This is a genomic window from Burkholderia sp. D-99 (genome assembly GCF_011605345.1).
Taxonomy (GTDB): Bacteria; Pseudomonadota; Gammaproteobacteria; order Burkholderiales; family Burkholderiaceae; genus Burkholderia.
The window spans coordinates 110,606-129,784 of sequence record NZ_JAAOXM010000012.1; the positions used below are offsets into that span (position 1 = coordinate 110,606).

Annotated in this window: 15 protein-coding genes and 2 riboswitches; of the genes, 11 read left to right on the plus strand and 4 right to left on the minus strand. The window is 69.1% G+C overall.

The annotated features are described in order from the left end of the window. The first annotated feature begins 88 nt into the window (after positions 1 to 88). Positions 89 to 982, plus strand: coding sequence for a cytochrome c5 family protein (locus HAV18_RS31390; protein ID WP_166963822.1), 894 nt, complete (start codon positions 89 to 91; stop codon positions 980 to 982). 133 nt (positions 983 to 1,115) lie between these two features. On the opposite strand, the gene HAV18_RS31395 is transcribed toward HAV18_RS31390, so the two are convergent. Further along, positions 1,116 to 3,203: a UvrD-helicase domain-containing protein gene (locus HAV18_RS31395; RefSeq protein ID WP_166963824.1), complete on the minus strand. Its 2,088-nt coding sequence runs from the start codon at positions 3,201 to 3,203 to the stop codon at positions 1,116 to 1,118. A 277-nt stretch (positions 3,204 to 3,480) separates the two neighbouring features. Between HAV18_RS31395 and HAV18_RS31400 the strand changes: the two genes are divergently transcribed. From HAV18_RS31400 to HAV18_RS31435, 8 genes are all read left to right on the plus strand, one after another. Then, positions 3,481 to 4,188: an SGNH/GDSL hydrolase family protein gene (locus HAV18_RS31400; protein ID WP_166963825.1), complete on the plus strand. Its 708-nt coding sequence runs from the start codon at positions 3,481 to 3,483 to the stop codon at positions 4,186 to 4,188. Between the two features lie 233 nt (positions 4,189 to 4,421). Next, positions 4,422 to 5,474 carry an oxidoreductase gene (locus tag HAV18_RS31405; RefSeq protein ID WP_166963827.1) on the plus strand — a complete coding sequence of 351 codons (1,053 nt, stop codon included), beginning with the start codon at positions 4,422 to 4,424 and terminating at the stop codon, positions 5,472 to 5,474. Between the two features lie 170 nt (positions 5,475 to 5,644). Next, positions 5,645 to 6,007 carry a hypothetical protein gene (locus HAV18_RS31410; RefSeq protein WP_027788671.1) on the plus strand — a complete coding sequence of 121 codons (363 nt, stop codon included), beginning with the start codon at positions 5,645 to 5,647 and terminating at the stop codon, positions 6,005 to 6,007. Positions 6,008 to 6,130: 123 nt separating this feature from the next. Then, a riboswitch (glycine riboswitch) is annotated at positions 6,131 to 6,233 on the plus strand. Between the two features lie 32 nt (positions 6,234 to 6,265). Then, a riboswitch (glycine riboswitch) is annotated at positions 6,266 to 6,399 on the plus strand. 84 nt (positions 6,400 to 6,483) lie between these two features. Further along, positions 6,484 to 7,602 (plus strand): glycine cleavage system aminomethyltransferase GcvT, encoded by a 1,119-nt coding sequence (gene gcvT, locus HAV18_RS31415; RefSeq protein ID WP_166963828.1) that lies wholly within the window; start codon positions 6,484 to 6,486, stop codon positions 7,600 to 7,602. A 117-nt stretch (positions 7,603 to 7,719) separates the two neighbouring features. Beyond that, positions 7,720 to 8,100: a glycine cleavage system protein GcvH gene (gene gcvH, locus HAV18_RS31420; RefSeq protein ID WP_059232767.1), complete on the plus strand. Its 381-nt coding sequence runs from the start codon at positions 7,720 to 7,722 to the stop codon at positions 8,098 to 8,100. Positions 8,101 to 8,164: 64 nt separating this feature from the next. After that, the gene (gcvP, locus tag HAV18_RS31425; RefSeq protein WP_166963829.1) at positions 8,165 to 11,092 is read left to right on the plus strand and encodes an aminomethyl-transferring glycine dehydrogenase; all 2,928 of its coding nucleotides are present in this window, start codon (positions 8,165 to 8,167) and stop codon (positions 11,090 to 11,092) included. Between the two features lie 151 nt (positions 11,093 to 11,243). Then, on the plus strand, positions 11,244 to 12,380 hold the full coding sequence (locus HAV18_RS31430; protein ID WP_166963831.1) for an alginate lyase family protein: 1,137 nt from the start codon (positions 11,244 to 11,246) through the stop codon (positions 12,378 to 12,380). A gap of 30 nt (positions 12,381 to 12,410) precedes the next feature. Further along, positions 12,411 to 13,799: an L-serine ammonia-lyase gene (locus tag HAV18_RS31435; protein ID WP_166963833.1), complete on the plus strand. Its 1,389-nt coding sequence runs from the start codon at positions 12,411 to 12,413 to the stop codon at positions 13,797 to 13,799. A gap of 30 nt (positions 13,800 to 13,829) precedes the next feature. Here HAV18_RS31435 and HAV18_RS31440 read toward each other — a convergent pair whose 3' ends face one another. Beyond that, positions 13,830 to 14,066: an AbrB family transcriptional regulator gene (locus HAV18_RS31440; RefSeq protein ID WP_243771799.1), complete on the minus strand. Its 237-nt coding sequence runs from the start codon at positions 14,064 to 14,066 to the stop codon at positions 13,830 to 13,832. A 139-nt stretch (positions 14,067 to 14,205) separates the two neighbouring features. On the opposite strand from HAV18_RS31440, the gene HAV18_RS31445 reads away from it, so the two are divergent. Both HAV18_RS31445 and HAV18_RS31450 read left to right on the plus strand, forming a co-directional pair. Beyond that, positions 14,206 to 15,909: a thiamine pyrophosphate-binding protein gene (locus HAV18_RS31445; RefSeq protein ID WP_166963835.1), complete on the plus strand. Its 1,704-nt coding sequence runs from the start codon at positions 14,206 to 14,208 to the stop codon at positions 15,907 to 15,909. Next, positions 15,906 to 17,003, plus strand: a complete 1,098-nt coding sequence (locus HAV18_RS31450; RefSeq protein WP_166963837.1) for a glycosyltransferase family 9 protein — start codon at positions 15,906 to 15,908, stop codon at positions 17,001 to 17,003. Before HAV18_RS31445 ends, HAV18_RS31450 begins: the two co-directional genes overlap by 4 nt. Before the next feature lie 142 nt (positions 17,004 to 17,145). On the opposite strand, the gene HAV18_RS31460 is transcribed toward HAV18_RS31450, so the two are convergent. Together HAV18_RS31460 and HAV18_RS31465 are read right to left on the minus strand one after the other, a co-directional pair. Then, positions 17,146 to 18,180 (minus strand): helix-turn-helix domain-containing protein, encoded by a 1,035-nt coding sequence (locus HAV18_RS31460; protein ID WP_166963839.1) that lies wholly within the window; start codon positions 18,178 to 18,180, stop codon positions 17,146 to 17,148. A 204-nt stretch (positions 18,181 to 18,384) separates the two neighbouring features. Further along, a complete protein-coding gene (locus tag HAV18_RS31465; protein WP_166963841.1) occupies positions 18,385 to 18,927 on the minus strand; it encodes a hypothetical protein in 543 nt (180 codons plus the stop codon). Positions 18,928 to 19,179 lie beyond the last annotated feature (252 nt).

Genomic DNA, 19,179 nt, shown 5'->3' on the forward strand with positions numbered 1-19,179 from the left:
TTCCGTCTATAATCGACCGGGCTTCATTGGACTGCCATTTTGCCGTTGCACCGCGCTCACAATTCCTATTCACGGAGACGAGGCAAGCATGAGCGAAGCACCCCACGAATCTCCCGTCAAAACTCCCGGGCAGCTGATTGCCGTCATCATCGCGTCGTTCGCGATTCCGATCATCCTGATCGTCCTGTTCGCCAATTATGCGAACCATGCATTCCGCGCCGGCGCCGGTACGGATGCACTATCCGACGAGCAGGTCGCCGCGCGTGTCGCCCCGCTCGCGCAGGTCGAAGTGAAGGACGCCAACGCGCCCCGCACGTACAAGACCGGCGAGGAAGTCTACAAGGCCGTGTGCGTAACCTGCCACGGCACGGGCGCCGCCGGCGCGCCGAAGTTCGGCAACAAGGACGACTGGGCGCCGCGCATTTCGCAAGGCTTCGACACGCTGCTGAAGACGGCCCTGGCCGGCAAGGGCGCGATGCCGCCGCGCGGCGGCACGAACCCCGACGACGTCAGCGACTATGAAATCGCCCGCGCGATCGTCTACATGGCGAACAACGACGGCGCGAACTTCCCCGAACCGGCAGCACCGGCCGCCAATGCAGCGCAGCCCGCCAGCGGCGCGGCAGGCGCATCGGGCCCGGCCGACGCCGCGAGCGCGCAGATCGCCGCCGCACAGGCCGCGATCGCCGCGATCCCGAAGGCCGGCGAAGCACCCGCAGCCGCCCCGGCCAGCGCCGATGCGGCAACGGCCGGCAAGGCGCTGTACTCGTCGACCTGCGTGGCCTGCCACGGAGCAGGCGTGCTCGGCGCGCCGAAGTTCGGCAGCAAGGAAGACTGGGCGCCGCGCCTGAAGGACTCGATGGACACGGTCTACAACTACGCGCTGCACGGCAAGGGCGCAATGCCGCCGAAGGGCGGATCGAGCGCGTCGGACGCCGACGTGAAGGCCGCCGTCGACTACATGGTCAACTCGGCGAAGTAATACTTCCGCCGACCAGAAAAAACCCCCGCGGCGCACGCGCACCGCGGGGGTTTGTTTTTGCCCGGCCGCCTTACCGCCTTACCACCTGATCGTCGGACCGTCGGAACACCGCGCGCCCGACGGCGCCACCGCCTCACTTCTGCAGCAGCGCCTTCAGGCTCGCGAGCCGGTCTTTCGGCGACATCGGCGCCTCTTCCGGCGTGGGCGGCGGCGCGTCGTCGAGCCCCATCTCCGGGATGAAGCGCGACGGCTCGCATACGACCGTCTCGCGCGCCCGCTTGCGCTTCTTGCACCAGTTCAGGTGCAGGCTGCGCTGCGCGCGCGTGATCGCGACGTACATCAGCCGGCGCTCCTCCTCGATCCGCTCGTTGTCGATCGGGCCGTCGTCCTCGCTGCCGCCGCGGTGCGGCATGATGCCCTCCTCAACGCCGACCAGGAACACATGCGGATACTCGAGCCCCTTCGACGCATGGACGGTCGACAGCCGCACGGCGTCCGGATCCTCGTCCTTGCCCTCGAGCATCGACATCAGCGCGACGGTCTGGATCAGGCCGAGCAGGTTCTTGCCGGTATCGGCGAGCCCGTCCGCGTTGTGGAAGCCCTCGGCCTCACCATCGACAGCCGCCGTCTCGGGCTTCGTGCCCTTGCGCTTCAGCCATTCGAGGAATTCGAGCACGTTCTGCCACTTCGACTGCGCCTGGCGCTCGTCGAACGCGTCGTACAGGTACGCCTCGTAGTGGATCGCTTCCATCATGTCGTCGAGCACGACGGTCGCGGGTTCCTTGTCCGCGCGGTCGGTCAGGCGCTGGATGAAGTCGCAGAACATCCTGAGCGGCTCAACCTGCCGCGCGGACAGCCGCGCCTCGATCCCGCCCATGTACACGGCCTCGAACAGCGACACCTTCGCCTGGCCCGCGAACGAGCCGAGCGCCTCGAGCGTCGTGTTGCCGATCCCGCGACGCGGCGTCGTGACCGCGCGGATGAACGCGGGATCGTCGTCGGCGTTCGCGATCAGCCGCAGGTAGGCGCACAGGTCCTTGATCTCGGCCTTGTCGAAGAACGACTGGCCGCCCGACAGCACATAGGGAATCCGCTCGCGCCGCAGCACCTGCTCGAAGATGCGCGCCTGGAAGTTGCCGCGATACAGGATCGCGTAGTCGCGGAACTGCGCGCGCCGCTCGAACTTGTGCGCGGACAGCCGGAACACGACCGATTCGGCCTCGTGCTCCTCGTCGTTGCACGGCGTGACGGTGATCGAATCGCCCATCCCGTGCTCGGACCACAGCTTCTTCTCGAACAGCTTCGGGTTGTTCGCGATCACGTTGTTCGCGGCGGTGAGGATGCGCACCGTCGACCGGTAATTCTGCTCGAGCTTGACCAGGTGCAGCTTCGGGAAATCCTTGCCGAGCTGCGCGAGGTTCTCGAGCGTCGCTCCTCGCCAGCCGTAGATCGCCTGGTCGTCGTCGCCGACCGCCGTGAACGCGGCGCGCGGGCCCGCGAGCTGCTTCAGCAGCTCGTACTGGCACGCATTGGTGTCCTGGTACTCGTCGATCAGCAGGTAGCGCAGCTTGTTCTGCCAGCGGTCGCGCACCTGCTCGTTCTTCGCGAACAGTTCGGCTGGCAGGCGGATCAGGTCGTCGAAGTCGACCGCCTGGTACGCGTGCAGCGTCGCGACGTAGTTGCGGTAGACCAGCGCGGCCTGGTGCTCGTCCTCGTTGGCCGCGATCGCCATCGCCTCGTCGGGCATGATCAGGCCGTTCTTCCACAGCGAGATGATGCTCTGGACCTTGCGGATCAGGCCCTTGTCGGTCGTGCCGAGCTGCTCCTGGATCATCCCGAAGCAGTCGTCCGAATCCATGATCGAGAACTGCGGCTTCAGGCCGACGTGCTCGGCCTCCTGGCGCAGGATCTGCACACCCAGCGAGTGGAACGTGCAAACGGTGAGCTGGTTGACGGGCACCTTGCGGCCTTCCTTGCCGGGCGTGGTGAGCGTCTTGCCCTCGAGCAGCTTCCCCACGCGCTCGCGCATTTCGGCGGCCGCCTTGTTCGTGAACGTGACGGCGGCGATGTGGCGCGGCTCGAAGCCTTTCGCTTCGATCAGGTGCGCGATCTTCTGCGTGATCACGCGGGTCTTGCCGCTGCCCGCGCCGGCGAGCACGAGACAGGGACCGTCGAGGTAGCGCACCGCTTCGTTCTGGGCGGGATTGAGGCCTGCGGACATGATGGCGGATGGTGTTGCGGTTGACGGCGGAACGCCGGGAGGATGCCGTGCGCGACGGGCTGGCGAAGCAGGCGGACACGCGGGGCAGGACGCGCATGTTAACACGTCGGCGGCGCGCTTTTCGGGAGCGCCGCCGGGCGGGGCTGCGCGGGCGGATCCCGCGGCCGCCCCCTGTCCGTCCGGCCAATCCGGCCCCGTTCGCGCACCGATCGGCCACAATATGCGCACCCGGCGCCGCTCCGCGCGAGCCCGCCTGAACCGCCACCGGATCAACATCATGGGATACCCGTTCGCCACCGCCGCCCTTGGCCCGCTGCTGTTCGCGCAGGGACGCTACGTGCGCCGCGTCACGCCGCGGCTGCCCGAGGCGGCCGGCCCGCGCAGCGGCGAAGCGGGCGACGGCCCGCCGCTGCGCGTGCTGGTGGTCGGCGATTCGGCCGCCGCGGGCGTCGGCGTCGCGACGCAGCGCGACGCGCTGTCCGGCCAGCTGGCGAATGCGCTCGCGGCCACCCACCGCGTGAGCTGGAAGCTGCTCGCGCGCACGGGCCTCACTACACAGGAGCTCGTCGACTGGCTCGCCGCCGAGCCGGCCGAGCCGTTCGACGTGGCCGTCACGTCGCTCGGCGTCAACGACGTGACGGGCGGCGTGCCGCCGGCCCGCTGGCAGGCGCAGCAGGCCGAGCTCGTCCGGCTGCTCGCCGCGCGCTTCCGGGTCGGGCACGCGATCCTGTCGGCGGTGCCGCCGATGGAACGCTTTCCGGCACTGCCGCAGCCGCTCGCGTGGTACCTCGGGCTGCGTGCAAAGCGGCTCAACACGGTGCTCGCCGGGTGGGCCGCCGCGCAGCCGCACTGCACGTTCCTGCGCGTCGAGCTGCCGCTCGAGCGCCACCTGATGGCCACCGACGGCTTCCATCCCGGTGCAGCCGCCTGCGCCGTGTGGGCCGCGCAGGTCGCCGCCGCCGTGCTGCAGCGGGCAGCCGCATGACGCGGCGCGGCGCCCTGCACCGGACGTTCGCCGCACGGGCAGCCGGGCGGGCCCGCACGTACGGCACGCGGGCCCGCGCAAAATGCCGGCTTTCCTTGCGCAAGCGCCGCGTCGCGCCGCGCGTTTCGCCGGAACGCGCCAGTACAAGCGGCGGCGCCATGCCAAAATAGCCGGTCGTCTTCGCGCCGTCTCGGCGCACCATCCTTTAGTTTCCTTCGCAGCCAGGGATTGCCATGTCGTCATTGCTCAGGATTGGTTTGATGGGTTTCGGTTTCGCCGGCGCGACGTTCCACGCGCCCGTGATCGCCACGAGCGGCCGCACTGAAGTCGCCGCGATCGCGACGGGGCAGCCCGATCGCGCGCAGGCCGCGTATCCGGGCGCGCGCGTCGTCCCCGATCTCGACACGCTGCTCGGCCTCGACGACATCGAATGCGTGGTGATCGCCACGCCGAACGACACGCACTTCGCGCTCGCGCGCCAGGTGCTCGAAGCCGGCCGCCACGTGGTCGTCGACAAGCCCGTCACGCTCACCGCCGACGAGGCGCTCGCGCTCGCCCGGCTCGCGAACGCACGCAGCCGGCTGTTCGCGCCGTTCCACAATCGCCGCTGGGACGGCGATTTCCTCACCGTGCGCGACATCGTCAAATCGGGCGAACTCGGCCGCCTCACCTATTTCGCGTCGCATTTCGACCGCTTCCGCCCGACGCCGCGCACGCGCTGGCGCGAGGAGCCGGCCCGCGGCGGCGGCTTGCTGCTCGACCTCGGCCCGCACCTGATCGACCAGGCGCTCGCGCTGTTCGGCCTGCCGGATACGGTGAGCGCGACCGTCAAGACGCGCCGCGACCATGGCACGGCGCCCGATTTCGTGCATCTGCAGCTCGGCTATCCGGACAAGGACGTCGCGCTGCATGCGAGCGCGCTGTCAGCGATCGAGCCCGCTCGCTTCACGCTGCACGGCACAGGCGGCAGCTACCAGAAGTTCGGCCTCGACACGCAGGAGGACCAGCTCAAGGCCGGCCTCACCGCGGACGACGTCGAATTCGGCGGCGGCAACCCGCCCGGCCTGCTGCGCGTACTCGACGGCGAGGTCGAGGTCGAGCGCCCGGTGCCGACACTCGACGGCCAGTACGCGGAGTTCTACCGCGCGCTCGCCGCGTCGATCCGCGACGGTGCGCCGTTCCCCGTCACCGCGCAGGACGCCGTCGACGTGATGACGATCATCGAGCTCGCCGCGCAGAGCGAGCACGACGGCCGCCGGCTGCCGTTCGTGCGCCGCGCGATCTGACACCGCGCGCGTGCCAGTCGCGGCCGGCCGGCACGCGCGCGGCTGGCCCGGCGGATTCGATTACAGGAACATTCGGTTACAAATGCCGGGGGAACGAAAGTCAGCGTCCGACCGGTCTGATGCGTTTCTCAAAAAAGTCGATCCGACACCAATCCGTCTGGAGAATGTTGATGCAACGGTTGATTCGCGCAGCAGCGTGCTGCGTCCTGGTTTCCTCGCTTGCGGCCTGTATCGTGCAGCCGCAGCAGCCGGTCCGCCCGGCACCCCCGCCGCGGCCGAACCCGCAGGTCGTCGCGAACGAGCGGATGCAGCAGATCCAGGGCCGGATCGACAACCTGCACCGCCGCATCGATGCGCGCGTGAACGGCGGCTACTACCCGCCGCCGTACGGCGCGCAACTTCACCACCGGCTCGACGTGATCCGCCAGGAAGCGAACGACATGTCCGCACAACATAGCGGCGGCCTGTCCGGCGACGAGCAGCGCGTGCTGAACCAGGAACTCGACACGGCCGCGCGCGCGATCGGCGAGTAACGCACCGGCGCCCGCCGGAGCGGAAAAAGCGGCGGCACCGGCTGCCGCCGCTTGTAGTCGCTTGTCGCGAAGCGACATTCTTTTGCTCAAATTGACAAGGCCCACCCGCTCGCGTACAGTCGCCCGCACGCGTCGGGAGAGCGTGTAACCGTGCTGTTTCAGCCCGGTTGCGCCGCCGAAGGGGCACACCCGCAAACTCTCAGGCAAAAGGACCGACCGCGTCGGGGAATCCCGTCCGCGCATCGCGCGGGCACACTCTCCCCGCACTCTGGAGAGCGGCAGTAGCCCGCAGCGCATAGGCTGCGCGGGCAAGCTGCCCACCGAAGGGGCGCGCGTTCGCCAGGCTTTGCCGGCAGCGCAATCTCTCAGGTATCGAGGACAGAGGGGCATGTACCGGATCGCTCGCAGGCCGTCGGCCGCAGTGGTCGGCACATGGCCGTTCTGATCCGCGCGCAAGCGCCTTGCCTGAGGCCTCGATGACTGCACTGAATCACACCCCGCTCAACGCCGCGCACCGCGCGCTCAATGCCCGCATGGTCGACTTCGGCGGCTGGGACATGCCCGTCAACTACGGCTCGCAGATCGAAGAACATGAAGCCGTGCGCACCGACGCCGGCATGTTCGACGTGTCGCACATGTGCGTGGTCGATTTCACCGGCAGCCGCGTGCGCGCGTTCTTCGAGCATGCGATCGCGAACAACGTCGGCAAGCTCAAGACGCCCGGCAAGGCACTCTACTCGTGCCTGCTCAATCCGCAGGGCGGCGTCATCGACGACCTGATCGTCTACTACTTCACCGAAGAATTCTTCCGCGTCGTCGTCAACGCCGGCACGGCCGAGAAAGACATCGCGTGGTTCAACCAGCTGAACGAGCAAGGCGGCTACGGCGTCACGATCACGCCGCGCCGCGATTTCGCGATCGTCGCCGTTCAAGGCCCGAACGCCCGCGAAAAGGCCTGGACGACGGTGCCCGCCGCGCGCGCCGCCACCAGCGAGCTGAAGCCGTTCAACGCCGCGCAAGTCGCCGCCACGCCGTTCGGCGATCTCACCGTCGCACGCACCGGCTATACCGGTGAAGACGGCTTCGAAATCATCGTCCCGGCCGTGCACGTCGAAGCGCTGTGGAACGCGCTGCAGCAAAACGGCGTGCGTCCGTGCGGGCTCGGCGCGCGCGACACGCTGCGCCTCGAGGCCGGCATGAACCTGTACGGCCAGGACATGGACGACACCGTCTCCCCGCTCGACGCGGGCCTCGCGTGGACGGTCGACCTCAGCGCCCCACGCGAGTTCGTCGGCCGCGCCGCACTGGAAGCCAACGGCACCCGCGCCGCGTTCGTCGGCCTGATCCTGCAGAAGGAAAACGGCAAGGCGGGCGGCGTGCTGCGCGCGCACCAGAAGGTCGTCACGCCGCACGGCGAAGGCGAGATCACGAGCGGCACGTTCTCGCCGTCGATGCAGGAATCGATCGCGTTCGCACGCGTGCCGGCGGCCGTCCAGATCGGCGACCTGGTCCAGGTGCAAATTCGAGACAAGAATCTTCCCGCGCGCGTGGTAAAACTGCCGTTCGTGCGCAACGGCAAGGTCCTCGCTGCGTAACGGCCGGGAGGCCCGCCTCCCGGGAAGCCGGGAGATGGCGCCCGGCGCAACACCACACCCGGCGCGCCCCGGCGGCGCGCCAACAGAACGAACAAACCCTTTTATCAGGAGCATCCGATGAGCAACGTCCCGGCCGATCTGAAGTACACCGACGAACACGAGTGGATCCGCACTGAAGCCGACGGCACGCTGACGATCGGCATCACCGATCACGCGCAGAACACGCTCGGCGACATCGTCTTCCTCGAACTGCCGCCCGTCGGCAAGCAGGTGAAGGCAGGCGACGCGATCGGCGTCGTCGAATCCGTGAAAGCCGCGTCGGACATCTATTCGCCGGTGTCGGGCGAGGTGGTCGCGATCAACGCGGACGCAGTCGACACGCCGGAAGAGGTGAACAGCGACGCGTACGACACGTGGCTGTTCAAGATCAAGCTCGCGGCCGGTGCATCGACCGACAGCCTGCTCGACGCTGCCGCCTACAGCAAGCTGATCGACTAATTCCCTTACCCGAACTGCGCGCGGCCGGCCAGCCAGCCGGCTCGCGCGGGACCAGAGTCACGCCATGAAGCTCGAACACCCGGACCGCCTGATGAACCGCACGCCCCTCTCGCTCGCCGCGCTCGAAACGCACGACGCGTTCGCCGAACGCCACATCGGCCCCGACGCCGCCAGCCAGCAGGCCATGCTCGACACGCTCGGCTTCGCGTCGCGCGCCGCCCTGATGGACGCCGTGATCCCGGCCTCGATCCGCCGCGCCGAAACGTTGCCGCTCGGCCCGTTCGCGCAGCCGAAGAGCGAGGCCGAAGCCCTCGCCGCGCTGCGGGTTCTCGCGGACAAGAACCAGGTGTTCCGCTCGTATATCGGTCAGGGTTACCACGACACGCACACGCCGGCCGTCATCCTGCGCAACGTGCTCGAAAACCCGGCGTGGTACACGGCCTACACGCCGTACCAGCCCGAAATTTCCCAGGGCCGCCTCGAGGCGCTCCTGAACTTCCAGCAGATGGTGGCCGACCTCACGGGCCTCGCGATCTCGAACGCGTCGCTGCTCGATGAAGCCACCGCCGCGGCCGAAGCGATGACGCTGCTGCAGCGCACCGGCAAGCCGGCGTCGAACGTGTTCTACGTCGCCGACGACGTGCTGCCGCAAACGCTCGAAGTGATCCGCACGCGCGCGCTGCCGGTCGGCATCGAGGTCAAGACGGGCCCGGCCGCAGATGCCGCCCAATCGAATGCATTCGGCGTGCTGCTGCAGTACCCGGGCGTGAACGGCGACGTGCGCGACTACCGCGCGCTCACCGAAGCGATCCACGCGGCCGGCGGCCACGTGGTCGTCGCGGCCGACCTGCTCGCGCTGACCGTGCTGACGCCGCCCGGCGACTGGGGCGCGGACGTCGCGATCGGCAACACGCAGCGCTTCGGCGTGCCGATGGGCTTCGGCGGCCCGCACGCCGCGTATCTCGCGGTGCGTGACGAATTCAAGCGCCAGATGCCGGGCCGCCTCGTCGGCGTGACGGTCGACGCGCAGGGCAAGCCCGCGCTGCGCCTCGCGCTGCAGACGCGCGAACAGCACATCCGCCGCGAAAAGGCGACGTCGAACGTGTGTACCGCGCAGGCGCTGCTCGCGATCATGGCCAGCATGTACGCGGTCTACCACGGCCCGCACGGCCTGAAGACGATCGCGCTGCGCGTGAACCGCATCGCGGCACTGCTCGCCGCCGGCGTGAAGCAGCTCGGCTTCACGACCGTCAACGACACGTTCTTCGACACGCTGACGATCGACACCGGCGCGCGCACTGCGCAGGTTCACGAATACGCGAAGGCCAAGCGCATCAACCTGCGCCGCGTGAGCGACACGCAAGTCGGCGTGTCGGTCGACGAAACGACCACGCGCGACGACCTCGCCGATCTCCTCGCCGTGTTCGCGCAAGCCGCGGGCGGCACCGCGCCGGCCGTCGAAGCCCTCGACGCAGGCCTCGCCGGCGTTGCCGCGCTGCCGGCCGGCCTCGAGCGCACGAGCGCGTACCTGACGCACCACGTGTTCAACCGCCACCATTCCGAAACCGAAATGCTGCGCTACCTGCGCAGCCTGTCGGACAAGGATCTCGCGCTCGACCGCTCGATGATCCCGCTCGGCTCGTGCACGATGAAGCTGAACGCGACGTCGGAAATGCTGCCGGTCACGTGGCCCGAGTTCGGCGGCATCCACCCGTTCGCACCGGCCGAGCAGACCGTCGGCTACCGCGAGATGATCGACCAGCTCGAGCAGATGCTCGTCGCGGCCACCGGCTACGCGGCCGTGTCGCTGCAGCCGAACGCGGGCTCGCAGGGCGAGTACGCGGGCCTCTTGATCATCCACGCGTACCACGCCTCGCGTGGCGAAGCCCACCGCGACGTGTGCCTGATCCCGGCATCGGCACACGGCACGAACCCGGCATCCGCACACATGGCCGGCATGAAGGTCGTGGTCGTTGCATGCGACGCGCAGGGCAACGTCGACATCGCCGACCTCAAGGCGAAGGCCGACGAGCACGCGAAGGACCTCGCGGCGATCATGATCACGTATCCGTCGACGCACGGCGTGTTCGAGCAGAACGTCCGCGAGATCTGCGAGATCGTCCATGCGCACGGCGGCCAGGTGTACGTCGACGGCGCGAACATGAACGCGATGGTCGGCCTGACCGCGCCGGGCCAGTTCGGCGGCGACGTGTCGCACCTGAACCTGCACAAGACCTTCTGCATCCCGCACGGCGGCGGCGGCCCGGGCGTCGGCCCGGTCGCGGTCGGCGCGCACCTCGCGAAGTTCCTGCCGAACCAGCGTTCGACCGGCTACGCGCGCGACGAAAGCGGCATCGGCGCGGTATCGGCTGCCCCGTACGGCTCGGCGTCGATCCTGCCGATCTCGTGGATGTACATCGCGATGATGGGCGCGAAGAACCTGACCGCCGCGACGGAAACCGCGATCCTCAACGCGAACTACATCGCGAAGCGCCTCGCGCCGCACTACCCGGTGCTGTATTCGGGCCCGGGCGGGCTGGTCGCGCACGAGTGCATTCTCGACCTGCGTCCGATCAAGGAATCGAGCGGCATCAGCGTCGACGACGTCGCGAAACGCCTGATGGACTACGGCTTCCACGCGCCGACGATGAGCTTCCCGGTGCCGGGCACGCTGATGGTCGAGCCGACCGAATCGGAATCGCAGGAAGAACTCGACCGCTTCATCGCCGCGATGATCGCGATCCGCGACGAAATCCGTGCGGTCGAGGAAGGCCGCGCCGACCGCGAGGACAACCCGCTGCGTCACGCACCGCACACGGCGGCCGTCGTCACCGCGAACGAATGGCCGCACGCGTATTCGCGCGAGCAGGCCGCGTACCCGGTCGCGACGCTCGGCACGAACAAGTACTGGCCGCCCGTCGGCCGCGCGGACAACGTCTACGGCGACCGCAACCTGTTCTGCTCGTGCGTACCGATGTCGGAATACGCATAACGCGCGCCAGGCCAGGAGCCGCCCGATGGTGACCGCACCGCACGCAACTCCGTGTTGCGTGCGGTTTTTTTGTTCGCCGCTCGAACCGGTTCACGTTCGTCCGCCAATCCGGCTAACATCACACGCGATCCAGCCAATGAAGGAGTTCCGCATGGTGCGTCCGATGTTTCCGGGCCATGGTGCAATGCAAAGGCGGCCGCGCACGCGCCGCTTCGTGCCGATGCTCGTCGCGTCACTGTCGTTGGCCGCCGCCGGCCTCGGCGCGTCCGGCAGCGCGCGCGCGGCGATGAATTTCTGCGCGGCGCCGGCACTGCAGGCGAGCGAGACGACGCAGGCCGAGCCGGGCGTGCAGGCGCTGATCCGCAGCGTCGACGCACGCATCGGCGAGCAGCCGAAGGCGATGGCGCGCGTGCACACCGAGGGCACGCTGCCCCACGAAGGCATCTACGACCAGAGCGCCGCCGCGCTGAAGGATCTCGACCTGATGCGCGATGCTGCGCTCGCATGGCGCGTGACGAACGCGCCGCGCTACCTGCAGCTCGTCGACCGCTTCCTGTCCGCGTGGGTCGCGACCTACCAGCCGAGCTTCAACCCGATCGACGAAACGCGCTTCGAGAGCCTGATCGTCGCGTACGACATGACGGCAAGCGCGCTGCCGGTCAAGACTCGCAACGCGACGGCCGCGTTCATCGCGAAGCTCGGCGCCGGCTATGTCGCGCAGATCGACGCGCAGAAGCGCCCGCTTACCGGTACGTGGCGCAACAACTGGCAGAGCCACCGGATCAAGCTGATCGCGCTGTCCGCGTTCACGCTCGGCGATCGCAGGATGATGAACGCCGCGCAGCGGCTGTTCGTCGAGCACCTCGCCGACAACATCGGCCCGGACGGCAAGACGTGGGACTTCGAGGAACGCGATGCGCTGCACTACGCGGTCTACGACCTGCAGCCGCTGGTGACGGCCGCGCTCGCCGCGCGCCGCTTCAACCGCAACTGGCTGCGCGAGCGCGGCGCGAACGGCGCGACGCTCGCCGCCGCACTCGACTGGCTCGTGCCGTACGCGCTCGGCGAGAAAACGCACGAGGAATTCGTGAATTCGCCGGTGCCGTTCGACGCGAAGCGCCGCGAAGCCGGCCTGCCGGGCTACACGGGGCAGTGGGACCCGAAAAACGCCACCGAACTCTTTCATCTGGCCGCGCGGCTCGACGGGCGCTATGCCCGCGTCGCGCAGCAACTATCCCCAACGCCGCCCGCATGGCTCGCCGCGTGCCTGCCATTGCAGGCGCGCTAGCACTACTCTTAAAGCAAGGCAGGAATCGAAATGGCAGTCAGCGTCTTTGACCTCTTCAAGATCGGCATCGGCCCGTCCAGTTCGCATACGGTCGGACCGATGCGCGCGGCGCTGATGTTCGTCCAGGGCCTCGAGCGCGACGGGATGCTCGATGCAACCGCCCACGTGAAGGTCGAGCTGTACGGCTCGCTGGGCGCCACCGGCAAGGGCCACGGCACCGACCGCGGCGTGATGCTCGGCCTGCTCGGCGACGCGCCCGACACCGTCGATCCCGAAACCATCGACGCGCGCCTGGAAGACATCCGCAAATCGAAGAAGCTCGCGCTGCTCGGCACGCATTCGGTGCCGTTCGTGCTGAAAGAGAACATCGCGTTCTACCGCCAGGCGCTGCCCGAGCATCCGAACGGGATGAAACTGCGCGCATCCGACGCGAACGGCGCGGTACTGGTCGAGCGCACCTACCTGTCGGTCGGCGGCGGCTTCGTCGTGACGGCCGGCGCGCCGAACACGAAGGTGCTGAGCGCGGCCGAGCAGATGACGCACCCGTTCCGCAGCGGCGCGGAGCTGCTCGCGCTGACCGAATCGACCGGCAAGTCGATCGCGCAGCTGATGTGGGAAAACGAGCGCGCGTGGCACACCGAGGAAGAGACGCGCGACGGCCTGCTGAAGATCTGGGCCGTGATGCAGTCGTGCGTGTCGCGCGGCTGCGGGATCGGCAACCCCGATGCCGACGGCAACCTGCCCGGCCCGTTCCAGGTCAAGCGCCGCGCGCCGCAGCTGTACCGCACGCTGACGGGCAGCCCGGAGCGCGCGCTGCAGGATCCGCTGTCGATGATCGACTGGATCAACCTGTACGCGATCGCGGTCAACGAGGAAAACGCGGCCGGCGGCCGCGTCGTCACCGCGCCGACCAACGGTGCGGCCGGCATCATCCCGGCCGTGCTGCACTACTACACGCGCTTCACGCCCGGTGCGAACGAGCAAGGCGTGATCGACTTCCTGCTGACGGCCGCCGCGATCGGCATTCTTTACAAGCTGAATGCGTCGATCTCCGGCGCGGAAGTCGGCTGCCAGGGCGAAGTGGGTGTCGCGTGCTCGATGGCGGCCGGCGCGCTCGCGGCCGTGCTCGGCGGCACGCCGCACCAGGTCGAGAACGCGGCCGAAATCGGGATGGAACACAACCTCGGCCTCACCTGCGACCCGGTCGGCGGGATGGTGCAGATCCCGTGCATCGAGCGCAACGCGATGGCATCGGTGAAGGCCGTCAACGCGGCGCGCATGGCGCTGCGCGGCGACGGCTCGCACTACGTGTCGCTCGACTCCGTGATCAAGACGATGCGCGAGACGGGTGCCGACATGAAGACGAAGTACAAGGAAACGTCGCGCGGCGGGCTCGCGGTGAATATCGTCGAGTGTTGAGGTAATGATGGCGGGCGGGCGTACGCAGCTTCAAAGAGGCTCGCGCTCGCCCTGCCCGTGTTCGTCGAGTCTTTCCACCGTCATCCCTGCGTCGAATTGCGCGAATTTTGCCAGCACGCCGGATAACGGTCGTCTTGCCGGTCGAATACGAAGCTCGTCGCCGACACGCTCGATTTCGAGTGCGATATCGTCGCATTCATAGGCCAGTTCGTCGGGAATCGACACGGCCCAGGAATCGCCGATTCTGAATGGATGAATGGTATGCATGCGTATCGGACCCGAAATGTTCGATCCATGTTCCCTGCCGCCCGCCCACCCCGTTCCGACACTTTTCACCGGCCGGCGTACCGGCGCCCCGCCGACAGGCGTAAGCTGTACGTCCCGCTACCCAGGGAGACGGCAGCCCATGTCGCATTCCAAGGATCTCGAGCAGCCCGCCACCACCGGCGCGCGACTGCTCGTCGATGCGTTGCTCGCCAATCACGTCGAACGCGTGTTCTGCGTGCCGGGCGAGAGCTTCCTCGCCGTACTCGATGCGCTCGCGGACGACACCGCGCGTATCCAGACGGTCGTCTGCCGCCACGAGGCGGCCGCCGCGAACATGGCCGAGGCGGTCGGCAAGCTGACCGGCCACCCCGGCATCGCGTTCGTCACGCGCGGGCCCGGCGCGACCCATGCGTCGATCGGCGTGCACACCGCGTTCCAGGATTCGACGCCGATGATCCTGTTCGTCGGCCAGTGCGCGCGTGAGCACCTCGACCGCGAAGCCTTCCAGGAAATCGACTACCGGCGGATGTTCGGCCAGATGGCGAAATGGGTCGCGCAGATCGACGACCCGCGCCGCATTCCCGAATACCTGAGCCATGCATTCCACGTCGCGACGTCCGGCCGGCCCGGCCCGGTTGTGCTCGCGCTGCCGGAGGACGTGCTGTCCGAAGCATGTGCGCCGCAGCCCGTCGTGCCGGCCGCGAAGCGCGTCGCGGCCGCGCCGTCGGCCGCGCAGATCGACGAGCTGCGCGAGCGGCTCGCGCGCGCGGAACGGCCGTTCGCGATCGTCGGCGGCAGCGGCTGGACGCCCGAAGCGTGCGCGAACCTGCGCACCTTCGTCGAGCGCTGGCAGTTGCCGGTGGCTTGTGCGTTCCGCTACCAGGACACGATCGACAACGCGCACCCGAACTACGCGGGCGACGTCGGGCTCGGGATCAACCCCGCGCTCGCGAAGCGCATCCGCGACGCCGACCTGCTGCTCGTGATCGGGCCGCGCCTCGGCGAAGCGACGACCGGCGGCTACACGCTGCTCGACATCCCGAAGACACGCCAGACGCTGGTCCACGTGCACCAGGGCGCGGACGAGCTCGGCCGCGTGTATGCGGCCGACCTGCCGATCGTGTCCGGGATGCCCGAGATCGCCGCGCCGCTCGCCGCGCTCGAGCCGCCCGAGCACCCCGTGTGGGCCGGCACCGCCGCCGATGCCCATCGCGCGTATCGCGAATGGCATGCGCCGCTGCCGATGCCCGGCGACGTCCAGCTCGGCGACGTGATGGTGCAGTTGCGCGAGCGCCTGCCGCACGACGCGATCCTCACCAACGGCGCCGGCAACTATGCGATCTGGCTGCATCGCCACTTCGCGTACCGGCACTTCCGCTCGCAGCTCGCACCGACCAGCGGCGCGATGGGCTACGGGTTGCCGGCCGCGCTCGCCGCGAAGTCGCTGTACCCGTCGCGGGCCGTCGTCGCGCTCGCAGGCGACGGCTGCTTCATGATGGCCGGCAACGAGCTCGCGACCGCGATGCAGTACGGGCTGAACATCGTCGCGATCGTCGTCAACAACGGGCATTTCGGCACGATCCGCATGCATCAGGAGCGCAACTACCCGGGCCGCGTGCACGGCACGGGGCTCACGAATCCCGATTTCGCCGCGTATGCGCGCGCGTTCGGCGCGCATGGCGAGATCGTCGAGCGCACCGCCGATTTCGCGCCCGCGCTCGAACGCGCACTGACCTGCGGGCTGCCCGCGCTGATCGAGATCCGCATTCCGCAGGACGCCAGCACGCCGGCCGCAACCCTCGAACAGATCCGCGAACAGGGCCGCCGCGCACGCGGCGGATGACGGTGGACACGCATGCCGCGCCGCCCGCCGTCGCGCTGTCGCACGACGACGCGCTCGCGCTCCCCGGCACGTTGCTCGCACCGGACGGCACGCTCGTCGCGCCTTACGACCTCGAGCACGGCGGCGCGCGTGTCGCCGGCCACGTGCCGGCCGCGCCCGCGCGCGGCCTGCTGCACGCCGCGCACCGGCCGTTCCGGCTCGACTATGGCGGCGCACGGCAGGTGCACGTGATCAACGGGATGGGCGTCACGCTCGGCGATTCGGTGATCGGGCTCACCGCCCTCGCCGCGCTGCGCGCCGCGCACCCGGGCCTGCGCTTCACGCTGTACCGGCCGGCCCGCGCGCCGCGCTACGTCGACACGCTGTATGCGCTCGCGGCCGACATCGTCGCGCCGTCGCGCGCGCTGCCCTACCCCGCCGACGCGCTGCCGGTGGACGCGCCGTGCATCGACGTCGGCAATCACCTGTACTGGCCCGCGTTCGCGCGGCTGCCGATGATCGATTTCTTCCTGGATGCGCTCGGCGTGGAACCCGCATCGGTGCCGGCATCGGCCAAGCGCAACCGCTGGCTCGCGCGGCTGCCGTTGCCGGCGTTGCCTGCGCAATGGCAGCGTCCGTATGTGCTGTTCTGCCCGAATGCGAGCACCGCATTGCGCAGCGTGCCGCCTGCGCTCCGGGCAACGTTCGTCGAACAGCTCGCCCTGCGCTACGGATTGCCGGTGGCCGGGTTCGGGCCCGTCGCGCATCCCGCGTATGTCGACGTGAGCGCCGATGCGGCCGGCGATACGGCCCGGTTCATCGCATGGGTCAAGGGCGCCAGCCTGCTGTTCGCGCCCGACACCGCCGCGCTGCATCTCGCCGACGGTTTCGACGTGCCGACGCTCGGGTGCTTCACGACGATCGGGCCGGCGCTGCGCGTACGCGACTATCCGCATTGCGTGCCGGTTGCGCTCGACGTGCCGGCCGAATTGCGCGGGCTGCATCGCAGCGAGCGACCGGCCGATCTCACGGCGGTCGAAGCCGCTTACCGGGCAATCGACTGGAACGCGCTGGCCTGGCCCGCGCCGCGCAAGGCCGCGGCGACCGCCGCATAGGAAAACCGGACGCGAGCGCCTACCGCGTGGCCGAAGGCGCAGTAGCGTGCCCGTGCCGCCTGAGCCTGAGCCTGAGCCTGAGCCTGAGCCTGAGCCTGAGCCGGAGCCTGAGCCGGACTCGCTCCAACTGCTGCTCCGGCGCTCACCCCACCGCCACCATCACCGCGCGCTCGCGCAGCGTCTCCGAAGGCCGCTTGCCGAACAGCCGCCGGTAATCAGTCGCGAACTGGCTGAGATGCCAGAAGCCCCACGCCTCCGCCACGTCCTGCACCGACCCGGCCGCGCGACCGCACAGGTCGCGCCGCGCGCCGTTCAGCCGCAGCGTGCGCAGGTAGGTGGCGGGCGCCATGCCGAGCACGTCCTGGAAGCAGTATTGCAGCGTGCGCCGGCTCACGTGCAACTGCTCGCACAGCTCGGGCACGCCGACCGGGCGCGTGCGGTGCGCGAGCACGTAGTCGCGTGCCTGTTCGACGATCCAGCGGCGCATCGACGGCGCCCGGCCGGCATCGTCGTCGGCCGGTTGCGCGCACACATCGAACAGCGCGGCCAGCACCTCGGCCTGCAGGTCGTCGCGCTGTGCGTCGGCCAGCGGGCCGGTCATCGCCACCGCCCCGTCGAGCCGGCGGCCGAGCAGTGCACACAGGTGCCCGAGCCGCGCATCGCCGACCTGCATCACGCGCTGCGTGAACAGCCGCTCGTCGAGCGCACGGCGTTCGACCTCCTCTGCATAGCGGCGCAGCACGTCGCCGCGCACGACGACACCGTAGATCGAGAACTGCGCGGGCGTCACCAGTTCGAATTCGACGTTGCCGGGCCGGAACGCGAGCGCGCCGGGTCCGATGCGCCACGCATCGACACGCGCGGTGCCGTCGCTCACGACCGGGATGCCGAACCAGTACGCATCGCCGCGCACCTCGCACGCCTGGCGCAGCAGGTGGCTCGTCGATTCCCGGAACAGCTTCATCGTGTCGAGCGGCAGCTCGGTCAGCGTGCCGACGAAGCGGCCGGCCGCGAGCTGGTCGTAGGTCTGCCGCCAGCCGATCAGGTTGCGCGCCTGCTCGTCGGCGTCATGCGCGACGCTCACGACCGCCTGCCCGGCCAGCGCATCGTCACCCTGCGCGTTGCGCCGCGTGTCCTCGGCCGTCGGTTCTTCGCTACACGCCACGTGTTGGTCCATCGTGTCCTCCCTCACCTGCCCGGAACCACGCGTGTCACGCAAGTCCCGTGCCGAACCGCATGGCCCGGCGAACAACCCGTCATTCCACGCTATCCGGCCGGCGCGCGCGATACGGGCGCACCCGAAGGCGGCGTGCCGCGCACGCCGCCGGTGCGATCCGCGCGGCGACCGCGCATATCAACCGCCGCCGGCCACCGAATACCGCTACCAGGCCGGCTTCAGCCGTACGACCCGCGTGCCGCAATTGCCATACGCCTGAGCGACCGCCAGCTCGACGATCGCGCTTCCTGCCGGCCACGGTGCCGCGTCCGCTTCGGGCAAATCGGCACGCAGCGTGGCGCGGCCGTTGATCCGGTAGCAGATGCCGCGCACGAAGTCGACGAACAGCAACCCGACACCGCTGCCGTCGCACATCGCCGCGTCGATCCGGCCGCCGTCGCCGAGAGCGGGCAACGCGAACCGCAGCGTCTTCGTGTCGGTCACGCGGACGACCGGCAGCAGATCGCCGTTCGCATCACGCATGCTCGGCACGATGTCGCAGGTCACGGATGTGCGCGAGCCGCATGCGGTGCCGACGAACATGAACGGCTGCGATTCGACGAACTGCCGCACGCCGATGCTCACGCGTGTCGTGACGACGTCGCTCATCCGCTCGGCTTCGTCGGCGACGCCGAAGCGGTGCTGCGCGTCGAGTTCGCCCGCGTGGAACACGGGGTGACGCGGAAAGGATCGGGGCGGTTCTGCCATGCTGGTTTTCGTTGCACGCATCGGCACACCGTGCCGCCGCGAGCGCGCGACTGCCGGTATCGTTTCCGGCGCCGACCGCGACGATGCACGGCTGACGCCGGGGGACGGATGTCGAAGTCGAAAATGGCGAAGTGCCGGGTGACCGGATGGGCCGATGGACGGCGCATCGCACCTGCATGCGCACCGCTCGACGGACGGGCAAACGTCACCCGGCCATCAAACGTTGAACGCAACCCGCGCGCGACGCACACC

Bases quoted from the DNA above. Each gene is read 5' to 3' on its own strand.
- HAV18_RS31390 (WP_166963822.1), top strand. From the start codon at position 89: ATGAGCGAAGCACCCCACGAATCTCCCGTCAAAACTCCCGGGCAGCTG.
- HAV18_RS31395 (WP_166963824.1), bottom strand. From the start codon at position 3,203: ATGTCCGCAGGCCTCAATCCCGCCCAGAACGAAGCGGTGCGCTACCTC.
- HAV18_RS31400 (WP_166963825.1), top strand. From the start codon at position 3,481: ATGGGATACCCGTTCGCCACCGCCGCCCTTGGCCCGCTGCTGTTCGCG.
- HAV18_RS31405 (WP_166963827.1), top strand. From the start codon at position 4,422: ATGTCGTCATTGCTCAGGATTGGTTTGATGGGTTTCGGTTTCGCCGGC.
- HAV18_RS31410 (WP_027788671.1), top strand. From the start codon at position 5,645: ATGCAACGGTTGATTCGCGCAGCAGCGTGCTGCGTCCTGGTTTCCTCG.
- gcvT (WP_166963828.1), top strand. From the start codon at position 6,484: ATGACTGCACTGAATCACACCCCGCTCAACGCCGCGCACCGCGCGCTC.
- gcvH (WP_059232767.1), top strand. From the start codon at position 7,720: ATGAGCAACGTCCCGGCCGATCTGAAGTACACCGACGAACACGAGTGG.
- gcvP (WP_166963829.1), top strand. From the start codon at position 8,165: ATGAAGCTCGAACACCCGGACCGCCTGATGAACCGCACGCCCCTCTCG.
- HAV18_RS31430 (WP_166963831.1), top strand. From the start codon at position 11,244: ATGGTGCGTCCGATGTTTCCGGGCCATGGTGCAATGCAAAGGCGGCCG.
- HAV18_RS31435 (WP_166963833.1), top strand. From the start codon at position 12,411: ATGGCAGTCAGCGTCTTTGACCTCTTCAAGATCGGCATCGGCCCGTCC.
- HAV18_RS31440 (WP_243771799.1), bottom strand. From the start codon at position 14,066: ATGCATACCATTCATCCATTCAGAATCGGCGATTCCTGGGCCGTGTCG.
- HAV18_RS31445 (WP_166963835.1), top strand. From the start codon at position 14,206: ATGTCGCATTCCAAGGATCTCGAGCAGCCCGCCACCACCGGCGCGCGA.
- HAV18_RS31450 (WP_166963837.1), top strand. From the start codon at position 15,906: ATGACGGTGGACACGCATGCCGCGCCGCCCGCCGTCGCGCTGTCGCAC.
- HAV18_RS31460 (WP_166963839.1), bottom strand. From the start codon at position 18,180: ATGGACCAACACGTGGCGTGTAGCGAAGAACCGACGGCCGAGGACACG.
- HAV18_RS31465 (WP_166963841.1), bottom strand. From the start codon at position 18,927: ATGGCAGAACCGCCCCGATCCTTTCCGCGTCACCCCGTGTTCCACGCG.